Annotated in this window: 20 protein-coding genes; 15 read left to right on the top strand and 5 right to left on the bottom strand. The window is 68.4% G+C overall.

The genetic code is table 11. The features are described 5' to 3' along the window. Positions 1-23 precede the first annotated feature (23 nt). Complete coding sequence (locus tag ACFWR9_RS08065) at positions 24-332, bottom strand: YciI family protein (protein WP_024886728.1); 309 nt, start codon at positions 330-332, stop codon at positions 24-26. 116 nt (positions 333-448) lie between these two features. Here ACFWR9_RS08065 and ACFWR9_RS08060 point away from each other — a divergent pair, with 116 nt between their 5' ends. After that, on the top strand, positions 449-1324 hold the full coding sequence (locus tag ACFWR9_RS08060; protein WP_383837274.1) for a hypothetical protein: 876 nt from the start codon (positions 449-451) through the stop codon (positions 1322-1324). Between the two features lie 187 nt (positions 1325-1511). On the opposite strand, the gene ACFWR9_RS08055 is transcribed toward ACFWR9_RS08060, so the two are convergent. Further along, positions 1512-2696: a hypothetical protein gene (locus ACFWR9_RS08055; protein ID WP_383837271.1), complete on the bottom strand. Its 1185-nt coding sequence runs from the start codon at positions 2694-2696 to the stop codon at positions 1512-1514. Between the two features lie 294 nt (positions 2697-2990). Here ACFWR9_RS08055 and ACFWR9_RS08050 point away from each other — a divergent pair, with 294 nt between their 5' ends. Beyond that, complete coding sequence (locus ACFWR9_RS08050; RefSeq protein WP_383837268.1) at positions 2991-3701, top strand: class I SAM-dependent methyltransferase; 711 nt, start codon at positions 2991-2993, stop codon at positions 3699-3701. Further along, positions 3698-4414 carry a hypothetical protein gene (locus tag ACFWR9_RS08045; RefSeq protein WP_383837265.1) on the top strand — a complete coding sequence of 239 codons (717 nt, stop codon included), beginning with the start codon at positions 3698-3700 and terminating at the stop codon, positions 4412-4414. Before ACFWR9_RS08050 ends, ACFWR9_RS08045 begins: the two co-directional genes overlap by 4 nt. Before the next feature lie 4 nt (positions 4415-4418). Here ACFWR9_RS08045 and ACFWR9_RS08040 read toward each other — a convergent pair whose 3' ends face one another. Then, positions 4419-5090, bottom strand: a complete 672-nt coding sequence (locus ACFWR9_RS08040; protein ID WP_383837608.1) for a histidine phosphatase family protein — start codon at positions 5088-5090, stop codon at positions 4419-4421. Positions 5091-5152: 62 nt separating this feature from the next. On the opposite strand from ACFWR9_RS08040, the gene ACFWR9_RS08035 reads away from it, so the two are divergent. From ACFWR9_RS08035 to ACFWR9_RS07990, 10 genes are all read left to right on the top strand, one after another. After that, entirely contained in the window at positions 5153-5671 is a 519-nt protein-coding gene (locus ACFWR9_RS08035) for a DUF402 domain-containing protein (RefSeq protein WP_383837262.1), read from the top strand. Positions 5672-5702: 31 nt separating this feature from the next. Further along, positions 5703-6884: a nucleotidyltransferase family protein gene (locus ACFWR9_RS08030; RefSeq protein WP_383837259.1), complete on the top strand. Its 1182-nt coding sequence runs from the start codon at positions 5703-5705 to the stop codon at positions 6882-6884. Next, positions 6881-7762, top strand: a complete 882-nt coding sequence (locus ACFWR9_RS08025; protein WP_383837256.1) for a GNAT family N-acetyltransferase — start codon at positions 6881-6883, stop codon at positions 7760-7762. The genes ACFWR9_RS08030 and ACFWR9_RS08025 overlap by 4 nt, the downstream gene beginning before the upstream one ends. Before the next feature lie 47 nt (positions 7763-7809). Then, positions 7810-8544, top strand: a complete 735-nt coding sequence (locus ACFWR9_RS08020; protein ID WP_383837252.1) for a hypothetical protein — start codon at positions 7810-7812, stop codon at positions 8542-8544. After that, positions 8541-9161, top strand: coding sequence for a dTMP kinase (locus ACFWR9_RS08015; RefSeq protein WP_383837249.1), 621 nt, complete (start codon positions 8541-8543; stop codon positions 9159-9161). Before ACFWR9_RS08020 ends, ACFWR9_RS08015 begins: the two co-directional genes overlap by 4 nt. Continuing rightward, positions 9158-10399, top strand: coding sequence for a (d)CMP kinase (locus ACFWR9_RS08010; protein ID WP_383837246.1), 1242 nt, complete (start codon positions 9158-9160; stop codon positions 10397-10399). The genes ACFWR9_RS08015 and ACFWR9_RS08010 overlap by 4 nt, the downstream gene beginning before the upstream one ends. Further along, positions 10396-11190, top strand: coding sequence for an alpha/beta hydrolase (locus ACFWR9_RS08005; protein WP_383837243.1), 795 nt, complete (start codon positions 10396-10398; stop codon positions 11188-11190). Before ACFWR9_RS08010 ends, ACFWR9_RS08005 begins: the two co-directional genes overlap by 4 nt. Then, a complete protein-coding gene (locus tag ACFWR9_RS08000; RefSeq protein ID WP_383837240.1) occupies positions 11187-12332 on the top strand; it encodes a glycosyltransferase in 1146 nt (381 codons plus the stop codon). The genes ACFWR9_RS08005 and ACFWR9_RS08000 overlap by 4 nt, the downstream gene beginning before the upstream one ends. Before the next feature lie 22 nt (positions 12333-12354). Next, positions 12355-13125 carry a class I SAM-dependent methyltransferase gene (locus tag ACFWR9_RS07995; protein WP_383837237.1) on the top strand — a complete coding sequence of 257 codons (771 nt, stop codon included), beginning with the start codon at positions 12355-12357 and terminating at the stop codon, positions 13123-13125. A 78-nt stretch (positions 13126-13203) separates the two neighbouring features. Next, positions 13204-14295 (top strand): LLM class flavin-dependent oxidoreductase, encoded by a 1092-nt coding sequence (locus ACFWR9_RS07990; protein WP_383837234.1) that lies wholly within the window; start codon positions 13204-13206, stop codon positions 14293-14295. Here the strand turns inward: ACFWR9_RS07990 and ACFWR9_RS07985 are convergent. Together ACFWR9_RS07985 and ACFWR9_RS07980 are read right to left on the bottom strand one after the other, a co-directional pair. Beyond that, the gene (locus ACFWR9_RS07985) at positions 14269-15030 is read right to left on the bottom strand and encodes a hypothetical protein (protein ID WP_383837231.1); all 762 of its coding nucleotides are present in this window, start codon (positions 15028-15030) and stop codon (positions 14269-14271) included. The genes ACFWR9_RS07990 and ACFWR9_RS07985 overlap by 27 nt on opposite strands. Continuing rightward, a complete protein-coding gene (locus tag ACFWR9_RS07980; protein ID WP_383837228.1) occupies positions 15014-16372 on the bottom strand; it encodes an MFS transporter in 1359 nt (452 codons plus the stop codon). Before ACFWR9_RS07980 ends, ACFWR9_RS07985 begins: the two co-directional genes overlap by 17 nt. 601 nt (positions 16373-16973) lie before the next feature. Between ACFWR9_RS07980 and ACFWR9_RS07975 the strand changes: the two genes are divergently transcribed. Both ACFWR9_RS07975 and ACFWR9_RS07970 read left to right on the top strand, forming a co-directional pair. Further along, positions 16974-17234: a lytic polysaccharide monooxygenase gene (locus ACFWR9_RS07975; RefSeq protein ID WP_383837225.1), complete on the top strand. Its 261-nt coding sequence runs from the start codon at positions 16974-16976 to the stop codon at positions 17232-17234. A 21-nt stretch (positions 17235-17255) separates the two neighbouring features. Then, entirely contained in the window at positions 17256-17408 is a 153-nt protein-coding gene (locus tag ACFWR9_RS07970; RefSeq protein WP_383837222.1) for a hypothetical protein, read from the top strand. Positions 17409-17553: the final 145 nt, after the last annotated feature.

Here is a 17553-nt window from a genome sequence, read left to right as displayed (position 1 = left end):
GTTTCTGTGTCGTACGGCGAGGGTCAGTGGTAGTCGGGTAGCACGTCGACGAGTTGGTCGGCGTCCGCGTCCGCCCAGCGGCTCGGCTCGAACTCCAGCACATCCACCTCGGCGACGCCCTCCCGGACGAGCGGGTCCTGGCGCGCCAGCTCCTCGACGGAGCCGCTGTCGCATCGGGCACCGATGATCAGGCCGCCCCGGTAGGAGGTACCGCGCCCGGAGACCAGGAACTCGCCCGAGGCGTAGTGCTCGTCCAAGAAGGCTTGATGGCGGTCGATGAGCCCGGGAACCGACGAGGGCGGGACGGCGTAGCGCAGTTTGATGACGTACATCGGGCGGCACCTTTCGGCCAGGACTGTGGTGGAACGTCGCCATCTCCGGTCGGCTGGGTACCGACCCTTGATGGCTTCTGATCAGAATCGCCGAAAACGCGATAGGGAGGACTGAGTTGACGAACCTGGACGATCAGCCGGGAGCAGCTCCGAAGCCCGATGTGCTCCAGGTGGGCGCTCGGTTGGCCCGTTCCTGGGATGTGCCGACGCCCGCGGCCGAGCTCGCGGAGTTCCGGCATGTCCGGACCGGCAGCGACGCGGAGGCGGCGCCTCGTCGTTCTCGTCCACTGCCGCCGTCCCCCGGCCTGGGCACCCTGCTGCCTGGTGCACTGCGCTGTGCCCAGGCACTCGGCTATACGGTGACGCAACGCGCCCTGCCCGGTCCCTGGGCCGCCGTGGCCGGGTTCACCTGCCGTGAACACGCCACGATCATCGTCAACCCCGACCGACCCGGCTCCGCGTCCTATGGGGACGGACGGCTGCTCGTGCGGGCCGAACTCGCGCTGAACCTGCTGCATGAACTGGCTCATGCGGTGGACCCAGTCGACCATGTCTTCGCTCACCCCGGGCCCCCGCGCCCCGGTGAACGACGGGCGGCACTGTTGGCCGAGGCGGTGGCCTGTCTGGCCGCGGAGACACTGGCCGCCCGGCTGGGGGCAGGACCGGCCGGCGGTGGACAGGCGCGATATCTCGCCTCCCAGCTGCACCCTACGGAACCCCTGACGATCGACGAGGAGGCCGGCGTGCGCACGCGGGCCGATGAGGCGGTGCGGCTGGTGGTCCTGGCCCATGAGGCAGAGCCGTGGTACCCGTCGGACGGTGTGCACCAGGCGGATCACGCCCTGTGTATCGGTGGGCACACCTTGGAGTTGAACTGCGGTGCGGCGGCCCACGGCGGCGAGCCGCCCCATGAGGCGGCCGCCGTGGCCGCGCACTGGAGTCGCCTTCGCGCCGCCAAACTGGCCCACGGGAACACGCCGGTGACCGGCTGACCGGACGAGGGCGTGCGGGCCGACGCACGGCCGGCCCGCACGTGGATCACTCCTCCTCGGCGGGAATGACGATGACGTCCATGGAGGCACCTCCCTTCGCGAGTGCTCCGGCATGCCGGAGTTGACGGGCGAGTCCTGGCCGCCGACCGACTGATCGGGGTCAGCTGCCAGGCGTTCAGGGGTGCCGTCAGACCTCGGCGGGTAGTGCATCTTGCACCGGCGACGGGTACAGCGGCGCCCGGCACGGCTTGGTGATGCGCACATCGGCATAGGTGTGCCTGCCCTGCCCGGCGTCAGGGAGCTTGGTCAGCCTGAACTTCTCGAACTCGATGGTGGAGTCCGTACCGACCACGATTTCCGGCAGCCGGGTGGGATGGACGCCGATGCGAACCTGCATCTTCTTCAGGTATTCGATCTGCTTGATGATGCAGTAATTGCAATCGAGACAGGTGGGAATGTTCTCCGACCAGGCGAACCAAGAAGAGGTCGCCTCCAGCTTGCGGCTACCCGACGGCAGAGTTAGCAGGTTGTAGTTACTGACGAGTTCGTGAAGGTAGACATTCCCTCGAGTCAGCATACGAATGAAATTGATGTCACCGGTCGTACCCCGCTCCAGTACCACGCTGCCATTGGCGACGCCGAATTGGTAGCCGAGCGCCACGAGGACATCCAGATTGCGCGGGGCGCCGAGGTCGTGCACCCAGCAGTCGAGTCCGTGCAGCCATGCCCCAGCACAACTCGTCTTGTGGAAGGTCTTGACCCCGAGTTCGTCACAGAATTCGATGAGCTGGTTTTCTATGGGCAGCTCGATCTTCTTCCGCTTCTTCGCGTCGTGAAGCCCGCCGAGGACAAGCAGGCCCGTGTGCTCAGCTGCAACCTCGCTCAGCCGACGCAGAGTGGCCGGGTCGTCGTTCCGGTTGCGGATGATCGGACGAGTGAACACGAGGGTGTTCGGGAAGATCTGCTTGATAGCGGCGATGAACCGGACCCGGTTGTCGAAGGAGATCCCGCCCTCGTCCAGCCCGGTCAAGGAGTAGAAGACCACGACCTTGTCCACATGTGCGAAGCCACGCAACTTCTCAAGGACCGCGTCGTCATAGCCAGCCTTGGTGAAGATGGCGATCGGAGCCCGGTGCTCGGCGAGGGACTCCAGCTTTGCAACCGTGTTGTCTATCTGCTCCGGAATGAAAGGGTCCCCGTAGGTGTCGTTGACTGAGACGGGAACTTCCCGGGTCCAGTTCTGCGCAGCGTCCCCGGCATCGCTCTGCATGGGATCGAACTGAAAGGCGTCCACAGAACCGAAGGGAACATCTTCGCCTGAAAGGACCGCGGATCCAACAATCTCAACATCGACCGGACTGCTCGGCTTCATCCGCCGACTCCCCCTTATGAGCCCACTGAAACCCGGGTTGAAAGAGCTCTGCAGCATGACGTGAGTGCACGTTTTGTTGATCCAACGTACGTGTTGATGGGGGGGAGCATGTAAGCCATCGAGGCGGGGGTGGCTATATCTGTTCGAAACGTGGCCTAAATTGATCGATCCCTGGCTTGTTGTGTCGAGTCACCGGTAGCGTTCCCTCGGCCTGAGCGATTCGGTGATCAAGCGGGGGTGGTCTTCGGTGGCAATGTGCGACGGGGTGCTGTCTGACGGGGAGGGCACAGTTCTGTGAGCTCCCGGACCGAAGCTGTCAGCGCCTTCACCAGTGAGGACGTCTACCGCGCCCAGCAGGCGGTGTACCGCACCGGATCCGGACCGGACGCCCGCGAGGTGCTGCGTGATGCCGTCACCCGGCTCAATCCCGGTGATCTGCTGGAAGTCGGCTGCGGCGAGGGGGAACTCGCTCAGGCTGCCATGGCTCACGGTCACCGTGTGGTGGCGGTGGACGGCTCAGAGCGGATGGTGGAGCTGGCCCGGGCCAGGGGGGTGGACGCCCAGGTTTCCTTGCTTCCGACGCTGCCTTACCCCTCGGACTCCTTCGATCTTGCCGTCGCGGCCTGGGTGCTCCATTACCTGACGGATGAACAGGTAAAACTTTCCCTACGTGAGTTGGCCCGCGTAGTGCGCCCGGGTGGAAACCTGATCTTGGCCACCAACTCCGACCGCCATATGGCAGAGCTCTGGGCTCGTCTTCCCTCCGCGCGCTACCGGCTGACGTTCCCCGCGGAGCGCGCCTCGGAACTGCTCTCGTCCGTCGGGGCGCACGCACAGATCACTGAGGTTGAGGGGACCGTCGTCTTCCGTGACGACGCACAGGCCAGGCAGTTTCTGCGGAACCAGATCAGACCGGCGAGTGCGGTGGATCGTATGACACCCATCGAGGGCAGCTTGACCGTCACCCGCCGGGCAGCCGTGATCGTCGCGGAGTTCCCCCGGTGACCGCCCGGGCGCGCCTTTGGTGGTTCGGGCCGATGGTGCCGACCCTGGAACCGATGTGGCACAAGGGACTGATCCTTCATCCGGTTCGCCGCACCGGGGGCGTCACCTGGCTTGCCGATGGAACGGGCGTACAGACGGCGAGGCTGGTCGATCCGCTGCGGCAGAGCGAAGACCCTGAGGCGCACGACAGCGAATTGTGGGCGCTGGAGCGTGGTGGACCGGTCCCCGACACGGGGCTGCGATCCGCGGCAGGCGGAGTGGTGCTGTGGGGGCGTCCGGACAGCCGGCTGCTGCCGCTCGTCGACCAACTCCGCGATCAGGGCCTGGCCGCGGGGCTGCGCGCCGACCTGGTGCTCGGCCGCACGGAGGAGGAGGCTGGCGACCGGGCGGAGCGGTACAGCGACAGCTACGACCCCGACGAGGCCGCGGCCGAAGCCCTGCTCGGAGCACTCGCCAAGCCGCAGGAGAGCGAGCCGGGCCGCGGCATACCCCGGGGCAGCTACCTCGTCGACCGGGGCACCACCTGGGTGGGGCCCGGCTCCCCGGGAATCGCCGGTGGCCAGTGGTCCTTCACGCTCATCGGCACACCCTCCGTCGTGGGGGCCGCGCTCACCGGGTTGCTGGACCGCGGCGTAGGGTTGTGGTGCCTCGGCGGCTCCGCGGCGGAGGCCGAACTGCTGCCCGGCCTGATCGAGCGGATCGAGGCCGGATGATCGGTCATGCCCCCGCCCCGGTGAGTTGCTGCCAGTGCACTGCCCTCCGGTCCGTCGTGGTGAGCGGATCTGCGATCAGCCCCCGGCGGGCCGGGACCTCGGCATCGGCCTCGAACTCGTACAAGAGCACGGCGCCGTTGGGCACCGTGTGGCCGGCTCCCCGCGGCAGCGGCAACGGGTGCGCGCTCCAGGAGGGTTCCAGTGCCGTCCGGGCCGCCATTATCGCCTCCCCGTGGCTCACGGCAACCAGGGCACCGCTGCGCAGGCCGGCCAGTGTGGCGGCAAGCCAGCAGCCGACCCGGTCGCGTACCTCCCGCAAACTCTCACCGCCCTCCGGTCGCCAGCCCCACGGGTCTGCTCGCGCCTGCCTCCGGGCCTCCGCACGCCGTTCGTCCACCGTGTCGCCCTCGGCTCCCTCGAACCACCTGCCCCAGGCCCGTTCCGCGAGAGGCAGGCACGGTTCCACGACTCCGGCCAAGCCGAGCAGCGCTGCCGTTTCCCGCGCCCGCTCACTGGGGGAAGAGCACACTGCTGTCACGTCGAGCCCGAGGCCACGCAGCCACCGCCCGCACGCCCGCGCCTGTTCGCGGCCCACTTCGGTGAGCCCCGCCGACGTCCCGTCGACCGGGGAGGGCAGTGCATGGGTGTTGTGCGCACACTCGCCGTGTCTGACCATGATCAACTGTCGGACACCGCGCACATCCACCCCCACCAGGAACATTGCAAGGAGAAACCGCTGTGGAGCAGTCTGGCACGATGCCCGCGCTGGTGGCCCAGCGCATCTACGACTTCGAGCCAGTGCCGGCGACCCTCGTCGGCGACGTCCTGTACTCCGACCAGGAGTACTGGCGCCATGCCGGCAGACGGCGCTACTTCTGGCTGCTGGAGGAAGACGTCCAGCTCGTCTACGAGCCCTTCGGATGGCGGGGCGAGTGGTATGTGGACCTGATCTCCTTCGAGCGCGTGCAGTGGAACGAGCTGCCGCTGTTCACGGTGCGGGACCAGTACCTGGACGTGGTGGTCGAAGGCATGGGTCCCACGTACCGGCTGATCGACCTCGACGAGGCGGCGGAGGCTCTGCTTTCGGGCGAGCTGAGCGCTCCCGTACTGGCTCGGGCCATGGTCAAGGCTCAGCGATTCATCGACAGGTACCTGCACCGCGGCGCGGTGTTCCCGCCGCCTGCCCTGCACGGCCTGTTCGACGCCGATCACTGCTACCCGGACTGGTCGCGGCAGCCCGTGCGGCTCAGAAGCTGAGCCGCTCCCTTTCAGCGGAAGGCCGTCCCGCATGAACATCGTGCCGCCCGCCGCGAAACCGTTCCTGCGGCCCTTGTTCGCCACGAACGACGAAGCGTGGCCTGCAAGCGACCTCCCGTTGGACAAGGCGGTACTCGACGCCCTCAAGGAAACCAAGTCCGCCTACACCGTGCTGCAGGCATGGGCGGCCCGAGCACTGCCGCTCGGGCCGGAAGCCCGGGCCGAACTGGACCGGCTCCGCACCCGCGAGGCCGTCCTGGACCGTGAACTCGCCGCGGCCTCCAGCTGTCTCACGGAGGCCGGAGTCGAGCACCTCCTGCTGCGGGGCCACGCCCTGGGCACTCGATACCCGGCAGGGCAGGTACGCCAGTACAACGACGTCGACCTGCTCATCCGTGAAGGCGACGCGCTACCGAGCGCACTCACCGCGCTGCGGTCCCTCGACTACTACACAGCTCGGCCCATGGTGTGCCGACGTGACGGGGCCGGCCTGTGGGCGGGTGTGGCACTGAACCGTCGAGTCGAGGGGCTCGGTCACCCGATGTACCTCGACCTCACCACGCTCGGTCCCGGACTGGACCGCGCGAGCGCCGTGCCGCTCCCCGCAGATGCCTGGGCGGGGCTGCGGGAACTGCCGGTCGGCGGGGCCCACGTGCCGGTCCTCGACACGACGTGGCAGGCCGTGGTGTTCGCCGTGGAACTGGTCGAACGCGGGGGCGAGTTCATCTTCCGGGACTTGCTCGACCTGCTGGCCCTGGACCGCGGCAGAGCCGACTGGGACGCCGTCGTCGCGGCGCTCGCCGGAGCACCCGCGGCAGTCGTCGCCTTGGCAGAACTGCACCGCATCGCGCAGGAGGCCGGAATTCCCGTACCGACGGCCCCGGTGCCCCGACCGCCGTCACACGGCCTCGGTACCGCGGTGTCGACGCGAAGCCGCCGCGCGGCCGTCGCAGCGCTCGACCACGTCATCGCCCGGTTGCGCGGGAAGAACAAGGCCCGGGCCCGTCGGCTCGTCGAACTCTTCCCCGTGCGGCCATGGTTCGCGCTCGGCCTCCCGGTCTTTGTGCTGCCGCCTGCCGCCGACCGGCAGGTGTCCGGCGGTGCGGTACTCCGCGGCGTCGGCCTGCCGGACCACCGGGCGCTGGTCTATCCGCTGGTGCCGCCCGGATACTCCCGGGCCGCCTTCGCCCCACCGGCCGAGGAGCACATATGACCGTCATCCAGCACGACGCCTGGGCCCGGCTGTGGCTGGCCGAGCTCGAACGCCGCACCGACCGTTCGCCGCAGGACGCCTCGCTCATCCGCGACCGACTGGCCCGTGCGCGCGACCGCACAGAAGTGCTCCACGCACGTGCCCGAGACGGCTCGGAGGCTTTCGCGGGCATGGCCGAGCACCGGCACCCGCTCACCGGTCAAATGGAGATCGTGCTCAGCTATCTGGTGGCGGAACGCCCGTCAGCGCTGCGGGAACTGCTGGCAAAGCTGCCCGTCGGCGGTCAGGCCGCCGCACTCGAGACGGCCGGCCTACCCGGCGGCGAAATCGCCGCCATCATGCACCAGGCGTCTTTCGAGCCGCACGTCCTGACCCTCCGACACCGCACGGATCCTCAGGCGCCGGTTTCGGAGGAGCCGTTGGACATCCATGTCGCGCGCACCGCGGAACACGGCTTCGTCTATGACTGCCTGGCGACGGCGCTGGGGCGCGGGCTGTATGACGAGTCGACAGTCACCGACCTCCGGGAGTGGGCACGCTCCAAGTTCGAGCTGACCGGTACGTCCGTCTGCCTGGTCGGCACCCTCGACGGCCGACCGGTCTGTCACGGCCTCGGTATTACGCGGCCGGACCGTTACAGCGGCGGCAAGGTGCTGTACGTCGTGGACGTCTTCGTGATCCCCGAGGAGCACTCCCGTGGCTTCTCCCGGATGGTGTCGGCCGCGCTGCTGCGCCGGGCGGCCGAGCGCGGTCACCAGGTCCTCGAGAGTGATCTGGTCATCGGGCCGAACAGCGACAAGCTCCTCGACGGCCTGCGGGACGCCGGCTGGGTCGCTGACCGGCTGCGCTGGCGCCGGGCGACGGGGGTGGCCCGGTGACCCCAGAGCCTTCCGCCGTGCATACGTCCCCACCTGCAGCCTGTCTGGTGGCGCAGACTCTGGAACCGCTTATCGTCCAGCTGCCCTCGGGCCGCGCCTCGACGCCGGGCACGCCCTGGCTGATCATGATTCACGCCCCCGGCGAGAACCGCACCGGTAACAACTACTGGCAGGCGCAGACCGCACGCCGGCTCGCCTCGGCCGGTATCACCGTGGCCCGCTTCGACCTGGCCGGATACGGGGAGAGCCTCGCGGACAAAGACGTGTCCGTCTGGGACCGCCAGATCGCCGAGGCGGTGTCGACCGCACGGTCCTACGACGCGTCCGCCGTCCATGTGACGGCCCGCGGGCTGCACGCCGCGCTGCTGCCGGACTCGGCGCCCGGGCTGCGGGTGGCCGTCTTCCCTCCTGAGCCGCGGGACCTCGACTGGTGGCGGCAGAACGCCGGCCGGTCCGGGACGTGGGAGGCCCGATCCGACGCACCGGCCGACGAAGTGGCCTTCTGGGCCGCATGCGGCGTTGAGACCAATCTCCTCGGCGGGCTGACCGCGCCCATCGGCGTACTCGACGAACTCGTCAGACGGATGTGCTCCTCCGAGGTAGCCCCCGGATGGGACCTCACGCTCTGCACTGAGGAGGGCAGGACCGCCGACCCCAGCCGGATGATCGCCGGCCGCCATGGTCTGGCACGGCTCGAGGCCGACCGGCACGGCCTGCAGGCCGTGCTGCACAACGCGCTCATGATGTGGCCCCGGCAGCCGGGTCCGGAAGGAGCAGAATGATGGCACGCGGACGGCTGATCGCGGTGAGCGGCGTGGACGGCAGCGGCAAGTCCACGCTCGTCTGCGGGCTGGCCCGACGTCTGACCCAGCGGGGCCTGACCGTCCGGTCGCTTCCTGCGCTGAAGCCTCGCGGCGAATCTCCGGTCGGTTGGGCCCTACGGACCCCGTCGGCAGGTGGAGGGGAGACTCTGGAGCGCTGGATCGCCGGGTACTTCACCCTCGTACTGGCGTCGAACGCCGAAGAGGTGGTGATCCCCGCCCTGGACCGTGGGGAGTGGGTGATCGCCGACCGCTGGGCTCTCGACCATGTGGCCAACCAGCGATCGTTCGGCATCGAATTGGATGAGTGGACCGCCTGGCTGAAGGTGGTGCCGCAGCCAGACCGCCATCTGCTGGTGGATGTCCCGCCGGATCTGGCCGCGCAGCGCATCGCCGGCCGCGGCAAGGACCCCGGTGTCGGCCACGGTGACGACTTCCTCACCCGGTGCCGCGGCCACATGCTCGAACTCGCCCGGGAAGGTACCTGGGGCCAGGTCACCGTGCTCGACGGATGCGCGGACGAGGCGTCGCTGCTCGATGCGGCCGAGACGGCCGCCCTGTCTGGGGAGGAGCGATGAGCGCGCCCGGAGTCGTCACCCTCGACGGGCCCAACGGTGTGGGCAAGACCGCCGTGGCCCGTGAACTGGCACGGGAACTGGGCTGGGCCTGGCTGTCGATCGGCATGGTCTACCGGGCGCTGGCGGCGGCTGCCGCCGAGCTCGCCTCGCCCCTCCACCTGCGGTGGGAAAAGGCATCGGACGGCGGCCTCGACCCAGTGGTCGACGTGGCGGGGACGGCATTTCGCGAAGCGGATCTCACCGCCGAACACTTCGGCTCCGCCGCTTCCCGGCTCGGCGCGGATTCCGCCTGGCAGGCCAAGGTGAACCGGGTACTGCTTGCCGCGGCAGCTGACCGCGGCGTGGTGGCGGAAGGCCGGGCGGGCCAGGAGATCTTTCCGGATCCGCTGTTGGCGGTTTTCCTCTGGGCCGACGCCGAGGAGCGGGCGGCGCGTGCGGCAGCGGTCAGCGGCGTTGCGTACGACCCCGAGCGTGAGCGCCGCGACCGGACGCGCGCGGCGGAGCCCCTCCGTGTCAGACCCGGTTGCCTGGTGTGGAACTCCACCCGGTTCACCATGGAGATCACTGTCGCAGTGCTGGCCCGGAGAGTGCGGACCGTCCGGGGCGAGCGGGAGTTCACCATCGCGGTGACCGGGTTGCGGGGTGAGCACCGCGGTGGCGGACTGCGCTGCGTGCCCGGAGACCATCCGGCCGACGCGTTCCTCACCGTCCCGCCCGGCGGGGGCGACGCCGAGCGGCTGGCACTGGCCGAGGCTCATGCGCCGATCCTGCGGTACGGCAGCGACATCGTCACCGTGGGCCGCGTGCCCAGCCGGGGGGACGCCGTGCTCGACGCCGTGAGCTGGCCGGCCAACCGTCAGCTCACGGCGCGCTGGCTGCTAGACCACGGGCACTTCGCCGTCCCCGCGGAGGTGCTCGCCCTGGCCGACGCGGACTGGACCGCGGCCACCGACGGCCTGGGCGCGAGGCGTCCCAGCGCACTCGCGGCACTGCAGGACGCGTGGTGGCTGCCCTGCCCGGCCACGGCCCCTGCGGCCGGTCCCGCGACGACGCCGGACACGGGGCATGCCCAGGCGGACCTGGACGCCGTACTGCGGCAGCCGCGTCCGGGAGACACGACGACACTGCTGTTCGACCTGAAGGGCCATCACGATGCCCGGGCCGCCCTCTGGCTGACCGCGGCCGCCCCCGACGCCCTGACCGACTTCGTGCAGCGGGAGTGGGGAGGCAGCCGATGACCGGCGAGCGGGAAGTCGTCCGCGAGCAGTTGTGGAACGGTCCCCCGGGACGACGCTGCCTCGTCGTCATGGACCGCCCGGCGACTCGGGAGCCGACGGGTACCGTCTGCCTGGCGCACGGCCTGACCGGCGATCGATCCGGGCCCCAGGAGTTGCTCGCGCAGCTCTCGGCGGACTTGTGCGCCCGGCTGGGCGTCCGCGTCATCCGCTTCGACATGACGGGTTCGGGCGACTCCGAGGGCGACTTCGCCGACACCCGCTTCAGCGGCATGGCCGAGGACTTCGTAGGCATCGCCAGGGCGTTGTGCCGTCCGGGCGAGCCGCTTGTGTGTGCCGGGATCAGCATCGGGGGGGTGCCCGCCGTCATGGCTGCTCATCGGCTGACCCGGGCCGGTGGAGCCGACGGCCCTCGACCCACCGGAGTACTGCTGCTGTCGAGCGACCTGATCCAGGGCGTGCGCTTCGCGACCGAGGGAGTGACGGCCATCCGGGGCGGGGAGTTTCACCTCCCAGCAGTGTTCTTCCGAGAGCGCGAGAGCATCCGTCCCCGCGACTTACTGCTGGAAACCGGGCTGCCGTTCCTCCTCTGCTACGGCGCGGCCGACGACAAGGTGGCCGGCGAGTCGGCTTGGTTCGCCGAGCACGGCGGGACGGTCGAGGCCATAGCCGGCAACCACCTCTTCGAGAGCGTTGCCGCCCGGCGCGTACTGGCGAGTGCCTGTGCGGGCTTTCTCAGATCCGCCTTCTCCCTCTCCCCATCAACCAGCGACGTCCGGGAGGATGCGCGATGACCCTCACCTTGTGTCTGATCGTCCGTAACGAGACCGCCTATCTCCGTGGCTGTGTGGCGTCCGCCCGGGACTTCGTCGACCAAGTCGTCATCGTCGACACCGGCTCGACCGACGGCACCGTGGATATGGCCTGGCAGCTCGCTGACACGTTCTGCGAGGTCCCGTTCGACGGCGATTTCTCCGCTGCCCGCAACGAGGCGCTGGTACGCGCAGACGGAGACTGGATCCTCTTTCTCGACGCCGACGAGCGCATGATCGACGGCGAGGCTCAGCGGCTGCTGGGGCATCTCAAGGAAGTCGGCCCCGATGTTCTGGGACTGCGCCTGCTGCGCTACAACTTCTTCGCCACCGGCGGCTTCTACACCGGCCGGGAGCTGAAGGTGTTCCGCAACCTCCCGGAGATCGAGTACCGGCGCAAGATCAACGAATCCGTCGCAGCCAGCATCACGGACGCGGGGGGCAAAGTGGAACCCGCGCCGGTGGTGATGAACCATTTCGGGCACTGCCGACCGGTCGCCGAGCGTGACGAGAAGGCGTACCGCTACCTGTCCCTGATGGATCGCCAGTTGCGGGACAACCCCAAGGACGCCGTGCTGGTCGGCTACAAGGGCCTGATCATGCGCACCCTGGGCCGCTTCGAGGAGGCGGAGGACCACTCCAACCGTTCGGTCGCCCTTGATCCATCCTCCGCCACCGTCTGGCTGTTCCGCGGGCACGTGCTGCGTTCGCTGGGCAAGGACGGGGAAGCCCTGGAGGCGTATCTCAAGGGCCTGAGCGTGGCGCCCGAAAATGCCGCGCTGCACAACATGGCGGGCGTACAGCTCGCCGCACTGGGCCAGCACGCGGATGCGGCCGAGAGCTTCCGTACCGCCCGTCATCACGACCCGCAACTCCTGCATACGGACATCAATCTGGGACTTCTCGCCCAGGCCAGCGGCGACTGGGCTGGTGCGGCCGAGCTGATGCGCAGGGCGGGCGCGGCCAACCCCGGCTTCTATCACGACGAGTGGGCGGGACGCGCGGAGCGTGATCCGTTCCGTGCCTTCTATTACGAGACCGTTCTGGGCTACGCCGGTCTCGGTTACCACATCGGCTACTGCGAGCAGCGCGTGAGCGGCACCGTACCGCCGTCGGGCCGCTGACGGGATGGAGAGGCGACGGCAGATGACGACCCAAAGCGCCGCCGAATTCGACAAGATCGCGCGGGAGTACGACGAGTCGCGCGGCGGTACTGCGCGCGCGGAGGGCTTCGCCGAGCAGTTGGCACCGCTCCTCGATCCCGACCGGGTGCTCCTGGACGTGGGCATCGGGACGGGCATCGTCGCTGCGGAGCTCGTGCGGCGGGGCATCCCAACCGTCGGTGTCGATCTGGCGCCGGCCATGCTCTCGCTGGCTCGTCGTCGGCTCGGTGCCGCAGTCGCCGTGGCCGACGCGGCCCGATTGCCCATCCGTTCGGGCTCGGTGGCCCAGGCCGTCTCGACGTGGCTGTTGCATGTGGTGCCGGACCGTGCGGCCGTCTTCCAGGAGGTGGCGCGGGTTCTGGAGCCCGGCGGCCGGTACTACGTGATTCCGGCTCGTGGCCAGCGGCCGACGGACGAGATCGGCGTCGTGGTCAACGAGTTGGAGGATCTCCTCGATCCGCAGCGGAGCCGACAGGACGGCCCGGAGGAACTTGCACCGACCGCCGAATCCTGTGGGTTGAGCTACCTCGGTCCCTTCGGTCAGCGAACCAAGGTCTTCGAGGAGTCCCCGGCGGACATGGCGCAGGCGCTGTCCGCCGGCCTGTTCTCCGGTTCGTGGACGGGCGGCGCCAAGGCCGCGGAGGCGACCGAGAGCGCCTGCGCGAAGCTGCGCGCGCTGTCCGACCCGGGCCGGCCCCGCAAGAGGGAGGTGGTGGACGCGGTCCTCGTCTTCGAACGGGTGCGGGACGTATGACCTGCCGCACCGCAGTCATCGGCCTCGATGGGCCTGGTTCTGTCGAGCGTCCGTACGAGACCGACTCAGGAGGATCATATGTCCCCGGCGCTCGCCTACTCCTGGTTCCTGCCGCTCGGCCCTGATGTGCACCACATAGGCACCTGGCCGGCCGAGTGTGGCACTCCGTCGCTGGACCGCCTCGTGGACATCGCGGTCACGGCCGAAGCGGCGGGTTGCCAGGAGATGCTGGTGCCCACCAGCTTCCACAACGACCTGGAGACGTTCACCACTGCCGCTGCCGTGCTCGGGCGCACCTCGCGGATCGGGATGCTGCTCGCCGTACGCCCGAACCAGTTGCATCCGGTGCAGGCGGCCGCGGCGGTCTGCGGACTGGAGGCCCTCTTCCCCGGTCGGATCCGGCTCAACATCACCACCGGCGGCTGGGCTGAGGACCGCTGGCTCGGGGACTTCGAGAGCAAGGGGGTCCGTTCGGACCGACTCGAGGAGTGGCTGGAGGTGCTGCACGAGGTGCTTTACGCGGACACCCCGGTGCGCCACAAGGGCCGGTTCTACGAGGTGGATGGCGCGGCTCTGCACCGCCGGCCGGAGCGCCGCATCCCGCTGGCGATGTCGGGCTCATCACCCCGGGCACGGCAGCTTCTGAGCCGCTTCGGTGACGAGTACCTGATGTTCGCGGGGCCCCTGCCGAAAGTGGCCGCCGAGGTGGAAACACTGCGGGCCACACCTGGCATAGGGACAGCGGTTCGGGTGACTTTGCGCACCCATCTGGTGGTGCGGGAGGACGAGCAGGAGGCGTGGGCGGCGGCGGCGGAGATCGTCTCGCGGGTCCAGCCGAACGTCCGGGCGACGATCCGCGCCCAGCGTCCGGACGCGCGGTCTCAGCGAGCCGGACAGAACGAACTGGCCGCAGGGGACGACCTTGTCGTGGGCCCGAACTTGTGGGCAGGGATAGGCACCGGCCGCTTCGGGGCGTCCGTCGCGATCGTCGGCACTCCCGTCCAAGTCACTGACCGGCTGCTGGAGTTCCGCTCAGCCGGCGTCGACGGGTTCATCCTGTCCGGCTACCCCAAGCTGGAGGAGGCCCGCGTCCTGCAGCGACTGCTGGTGCCGGAACTGCTCGGCCGTGGGCTCGCCCCCGACTCAGCGGTAGTCGCCCGGCCCGTGTAGGAGAGCGACCATCTCGGGGTGGGCCAGAGGTGTGCCCGAGGCTCGTACGGTCTCGGGCACCGGCATCTGGGTGACAACTCCGCGGGCGTCCACCAGCCGCTCCAGGTCATCGCGATCATGGGTGTGCAGGACCTGGATGGGGATGTCGAGCGCCAGCCGCTCCGCTGCCAGGTTGCCGGTCAGCAGAGCGACCCAGGCCGCATAGCGCCCTACCAGGCTCTCGGCCACCAACTCGGGATCCTCGTCCTCCTCCAGGATCCGCCCCAGGTGCTCGGCCACGGTGTTGCTGAGGAATCGCATGACCGTGTGGAACAGCTCTACCGGCTCCTTGAGCCCCAGCAGCTCATCCGGCACCGCAGGTGACGCACCCAGTCCCGTGAGCAGGTCGGCCAGTGCGTCGCGCAGGTCGTCGCCTGTGGTGACCAGGGGGTCGACGAGGACAAGCGTGCGCGGGGCGGCACCATGTTCGGCCAGATCGGCGGCTACGTGTACGGCGAAGAGAGCACCGTTGCAATTGGCTATCAGGGCACCGTACGGCCCGCCTCCGGCATGCTCACGTGCTACGGCCACGGCCCGCGCGGCAATGTCGACGGGGCCGTCGCCAGTCACCCCGGCCCGCGGATCGCCCCGCAGCACCGGGGCGGTGGAGTCACTTGGAAAGGCGGTCTCGAAGGACATTTCGGAGGCAAGCCCGGTGAATTCGATCAGCAGAACGGTCTCAGAGCTGGTCGGCACGCACGCTCTCCTCGGTGTCAATGACAGGTTCGGCCTTGTGTCCGGGCATCTGTGAATGCTTCGGCTCCTCTTGCTCTTCCGCCTCCTGGGGCCGGGTAGCGATCGCCCACCGGACGGCGGGGGCAGTTCCGACGGCGAGGGCGGCGAAGATCAGGGTCATGAGCAGCCATCCGGCGATCTCGACGCTCTCCATCAGGGCGGTGAGAGCGACCGGTCCGATCACGGACTGCACGGTGTATCCGATCGAGAACACCGCACCGTACTCACCCTGGCTGTGCCGCGGGGAAAGCCCGTACTGAAGGCCCCACTGAGCCGAGGAAGTCAACAGTTCGCCGACAGTCAGCAGCACTGTGGCCACGATCAGCAGGGTGAGAGCCAGGGATATGGAGTCGCCCAGCGCAGAGACTCCGATGACGGCACACGACAGTGCCAGTGCAATGCTGCCGTGACGCAGCTTATGGCCAGCCCCCTCAGGCGTGTCCGCGCCCTTACTGGCGCGTACTTGGAAGAGCACGACTAGGACAGTATTCAATCCGATCAACCAGGCCGCCATAGGGCGAGGTGCCTCGGTCTGCGCCACGATCCACAGCGGAAGTGCAAGAGTGAGGATGGTGTCGCACACTGCCGTGAGTCCGCACAGAAAGGAGATGAGGACGAACGGACGGTCCCGCAGCGCGCTGTTGCCCCGGAGAGAACTCTCCCCCCTAGAGGGCTTTTTCACCTGCAGCCGCGGCAGCAAAAGCATCAGCGTGCTGTTGGCTGCGGACACGGCAGCGAAACCGTAGAAAAGCCACAAATAGGCGGTCTTGGTGTCCTGCGCGATGGCGAGACCTGACAGCGCAACACCAACCGTCATTCCAATGTTGATGACGCTGCGGTTGTACGCAAACAATCGGACGCGCGCCTCTGAGTCGAGAAGCTGCCCAATGTATGCCATCTTGCCCACGGCACCCGCTCGTTCGGCGATACCAAGGAGGATCATGATGGCGATGTAGCCGCTGAAGGACGTGACCTTCGTGGCGATCAGGAGTAGTGGCGCCTGGAGGAAGCCGGTGAGGACGGCCATCTCCCGGGTGCCGATCCGGTCAGTGAGCCGACCGGCGACCGGAGCGGCGAGCATCCAGACGACAGCAGCCAGAGTGACGCCGAGTCCTACCTGAGATACAGACAGCCCGACGATCCGGTGGAAGTAGATGGGAGTACCGGAGGAGAAGAATCCAAATCCCGTGCCGTAGAGCGCAGTGGAGAGCGCAAGGACACGTGGTGGTCCCGGATCAGGCAACAGTCGGGAGAGCCGTCCTTCGGGCTTCTGCGCTGGTGCAGACCCGCCACCCTCGGTCATACGTTCCTTACCCCCACGGAGACATCCGGCCACGGCTCGCACAGGCTAGCGACGAACTTCTGAAGGCGGCAGCAAATACCTCAGATCTTGGCTGGTTCTGGCCCATCGATCGACGCAAGCGCACCGGCGCCGGGTTCGCCTGGCCGTGCGCCCACTATCGCCTCGCCGAGAGGGCGTGCTCCTAGGGTGGCTGAGAGGCAAGCCTGAGTCTCCGCGTGTGCTGCCGTCATGTGCCGTTCGGGGCCCCTGAGCGGTGGACAGGCTGATACTTCTCGAGGAAGCGAGATGCACCACCAAGGCGTTGAAGAACTGCTCGGACGAGTTCAAGGCCGATGCCGTGGCCATGCATGAGTCCGCACCCTGGGCAACGCACAAGGGCATCACCGCTGACCTGGGCATCAACCGGGCCCACACTGCACGAGTGGTACTGAGGGACCGCGAACGCCGCGGCGCAGCTGCCACCCCATCGTCGGCTGAAAACATCACGGAGACCCCACAGACGGCGCCGACTGCTGACCCGTAGGCGGAGTTGGCATCTGGAGGCTCGGAGGGCCAAGGTATATGCGCGCAAGCGGAATTTGGTGACCGAACGCGACATCCTATGCCAAGGTGGCCAAATCCTAGAGGCGTACTGGTGAGCCGCTTTAAACGACACCTACGGGCAGCTCATCCCGACGGTCAGATCTACAGGCTCAACGGCCAGGGCGAGACGAACTACCAGCCGCTGGACCGCCCCGGCCCGTGGAAGATGACCGACATCGGCTCTAACTTCACTGCCGACCTGCACGACGAGGCCCGGCACGGCGCTGACTGGCTCAAGGTCTACGTCCCCAAGCAGAGCTCCAACCTGAGTAAGAGCTGATCATAGGATGATCTCGAACTGGTGAAGAAGACCGGCCGCTACCACTATCAGGCACACTACGTCGCCGACGTCAGCACCTCCGGCTACAGCGGACGGCACATCGTGGTGACCGCCTGGAAGGCGTCCCGCATCGACCATAAGTACTTCCTGTCCGGCGACGTCAACGTCAGCTGAGACCAGCGGGACACAGCTGAACCAGCACCACGGCGCGCCGGCCCCGCGGGGGGGGCGCCTCGCGGGCCGCGTCGCGCCGCACGACCAGTCACCACCACGGCGGCCGCCTGGAATGACACCCGCCGGGCAAAACCAGCCGGGGGCC

Origin of the sequence: Streptomyces sp. NPDC058534 (assembly GCF_042717365.1) — a bacterium.
In the GTDB taxonomy this organism is placed as follows: Bacteria; Actinomycetota; Actinomycetes; order Streptomycetales; family Streptomycetaceae; genus Streptomyces.
The sequence above is the reverse complement of the archived record's forward strand: the minus strand, read 5'-3'. Positions and strand labels throughout refer to the sequence as shown.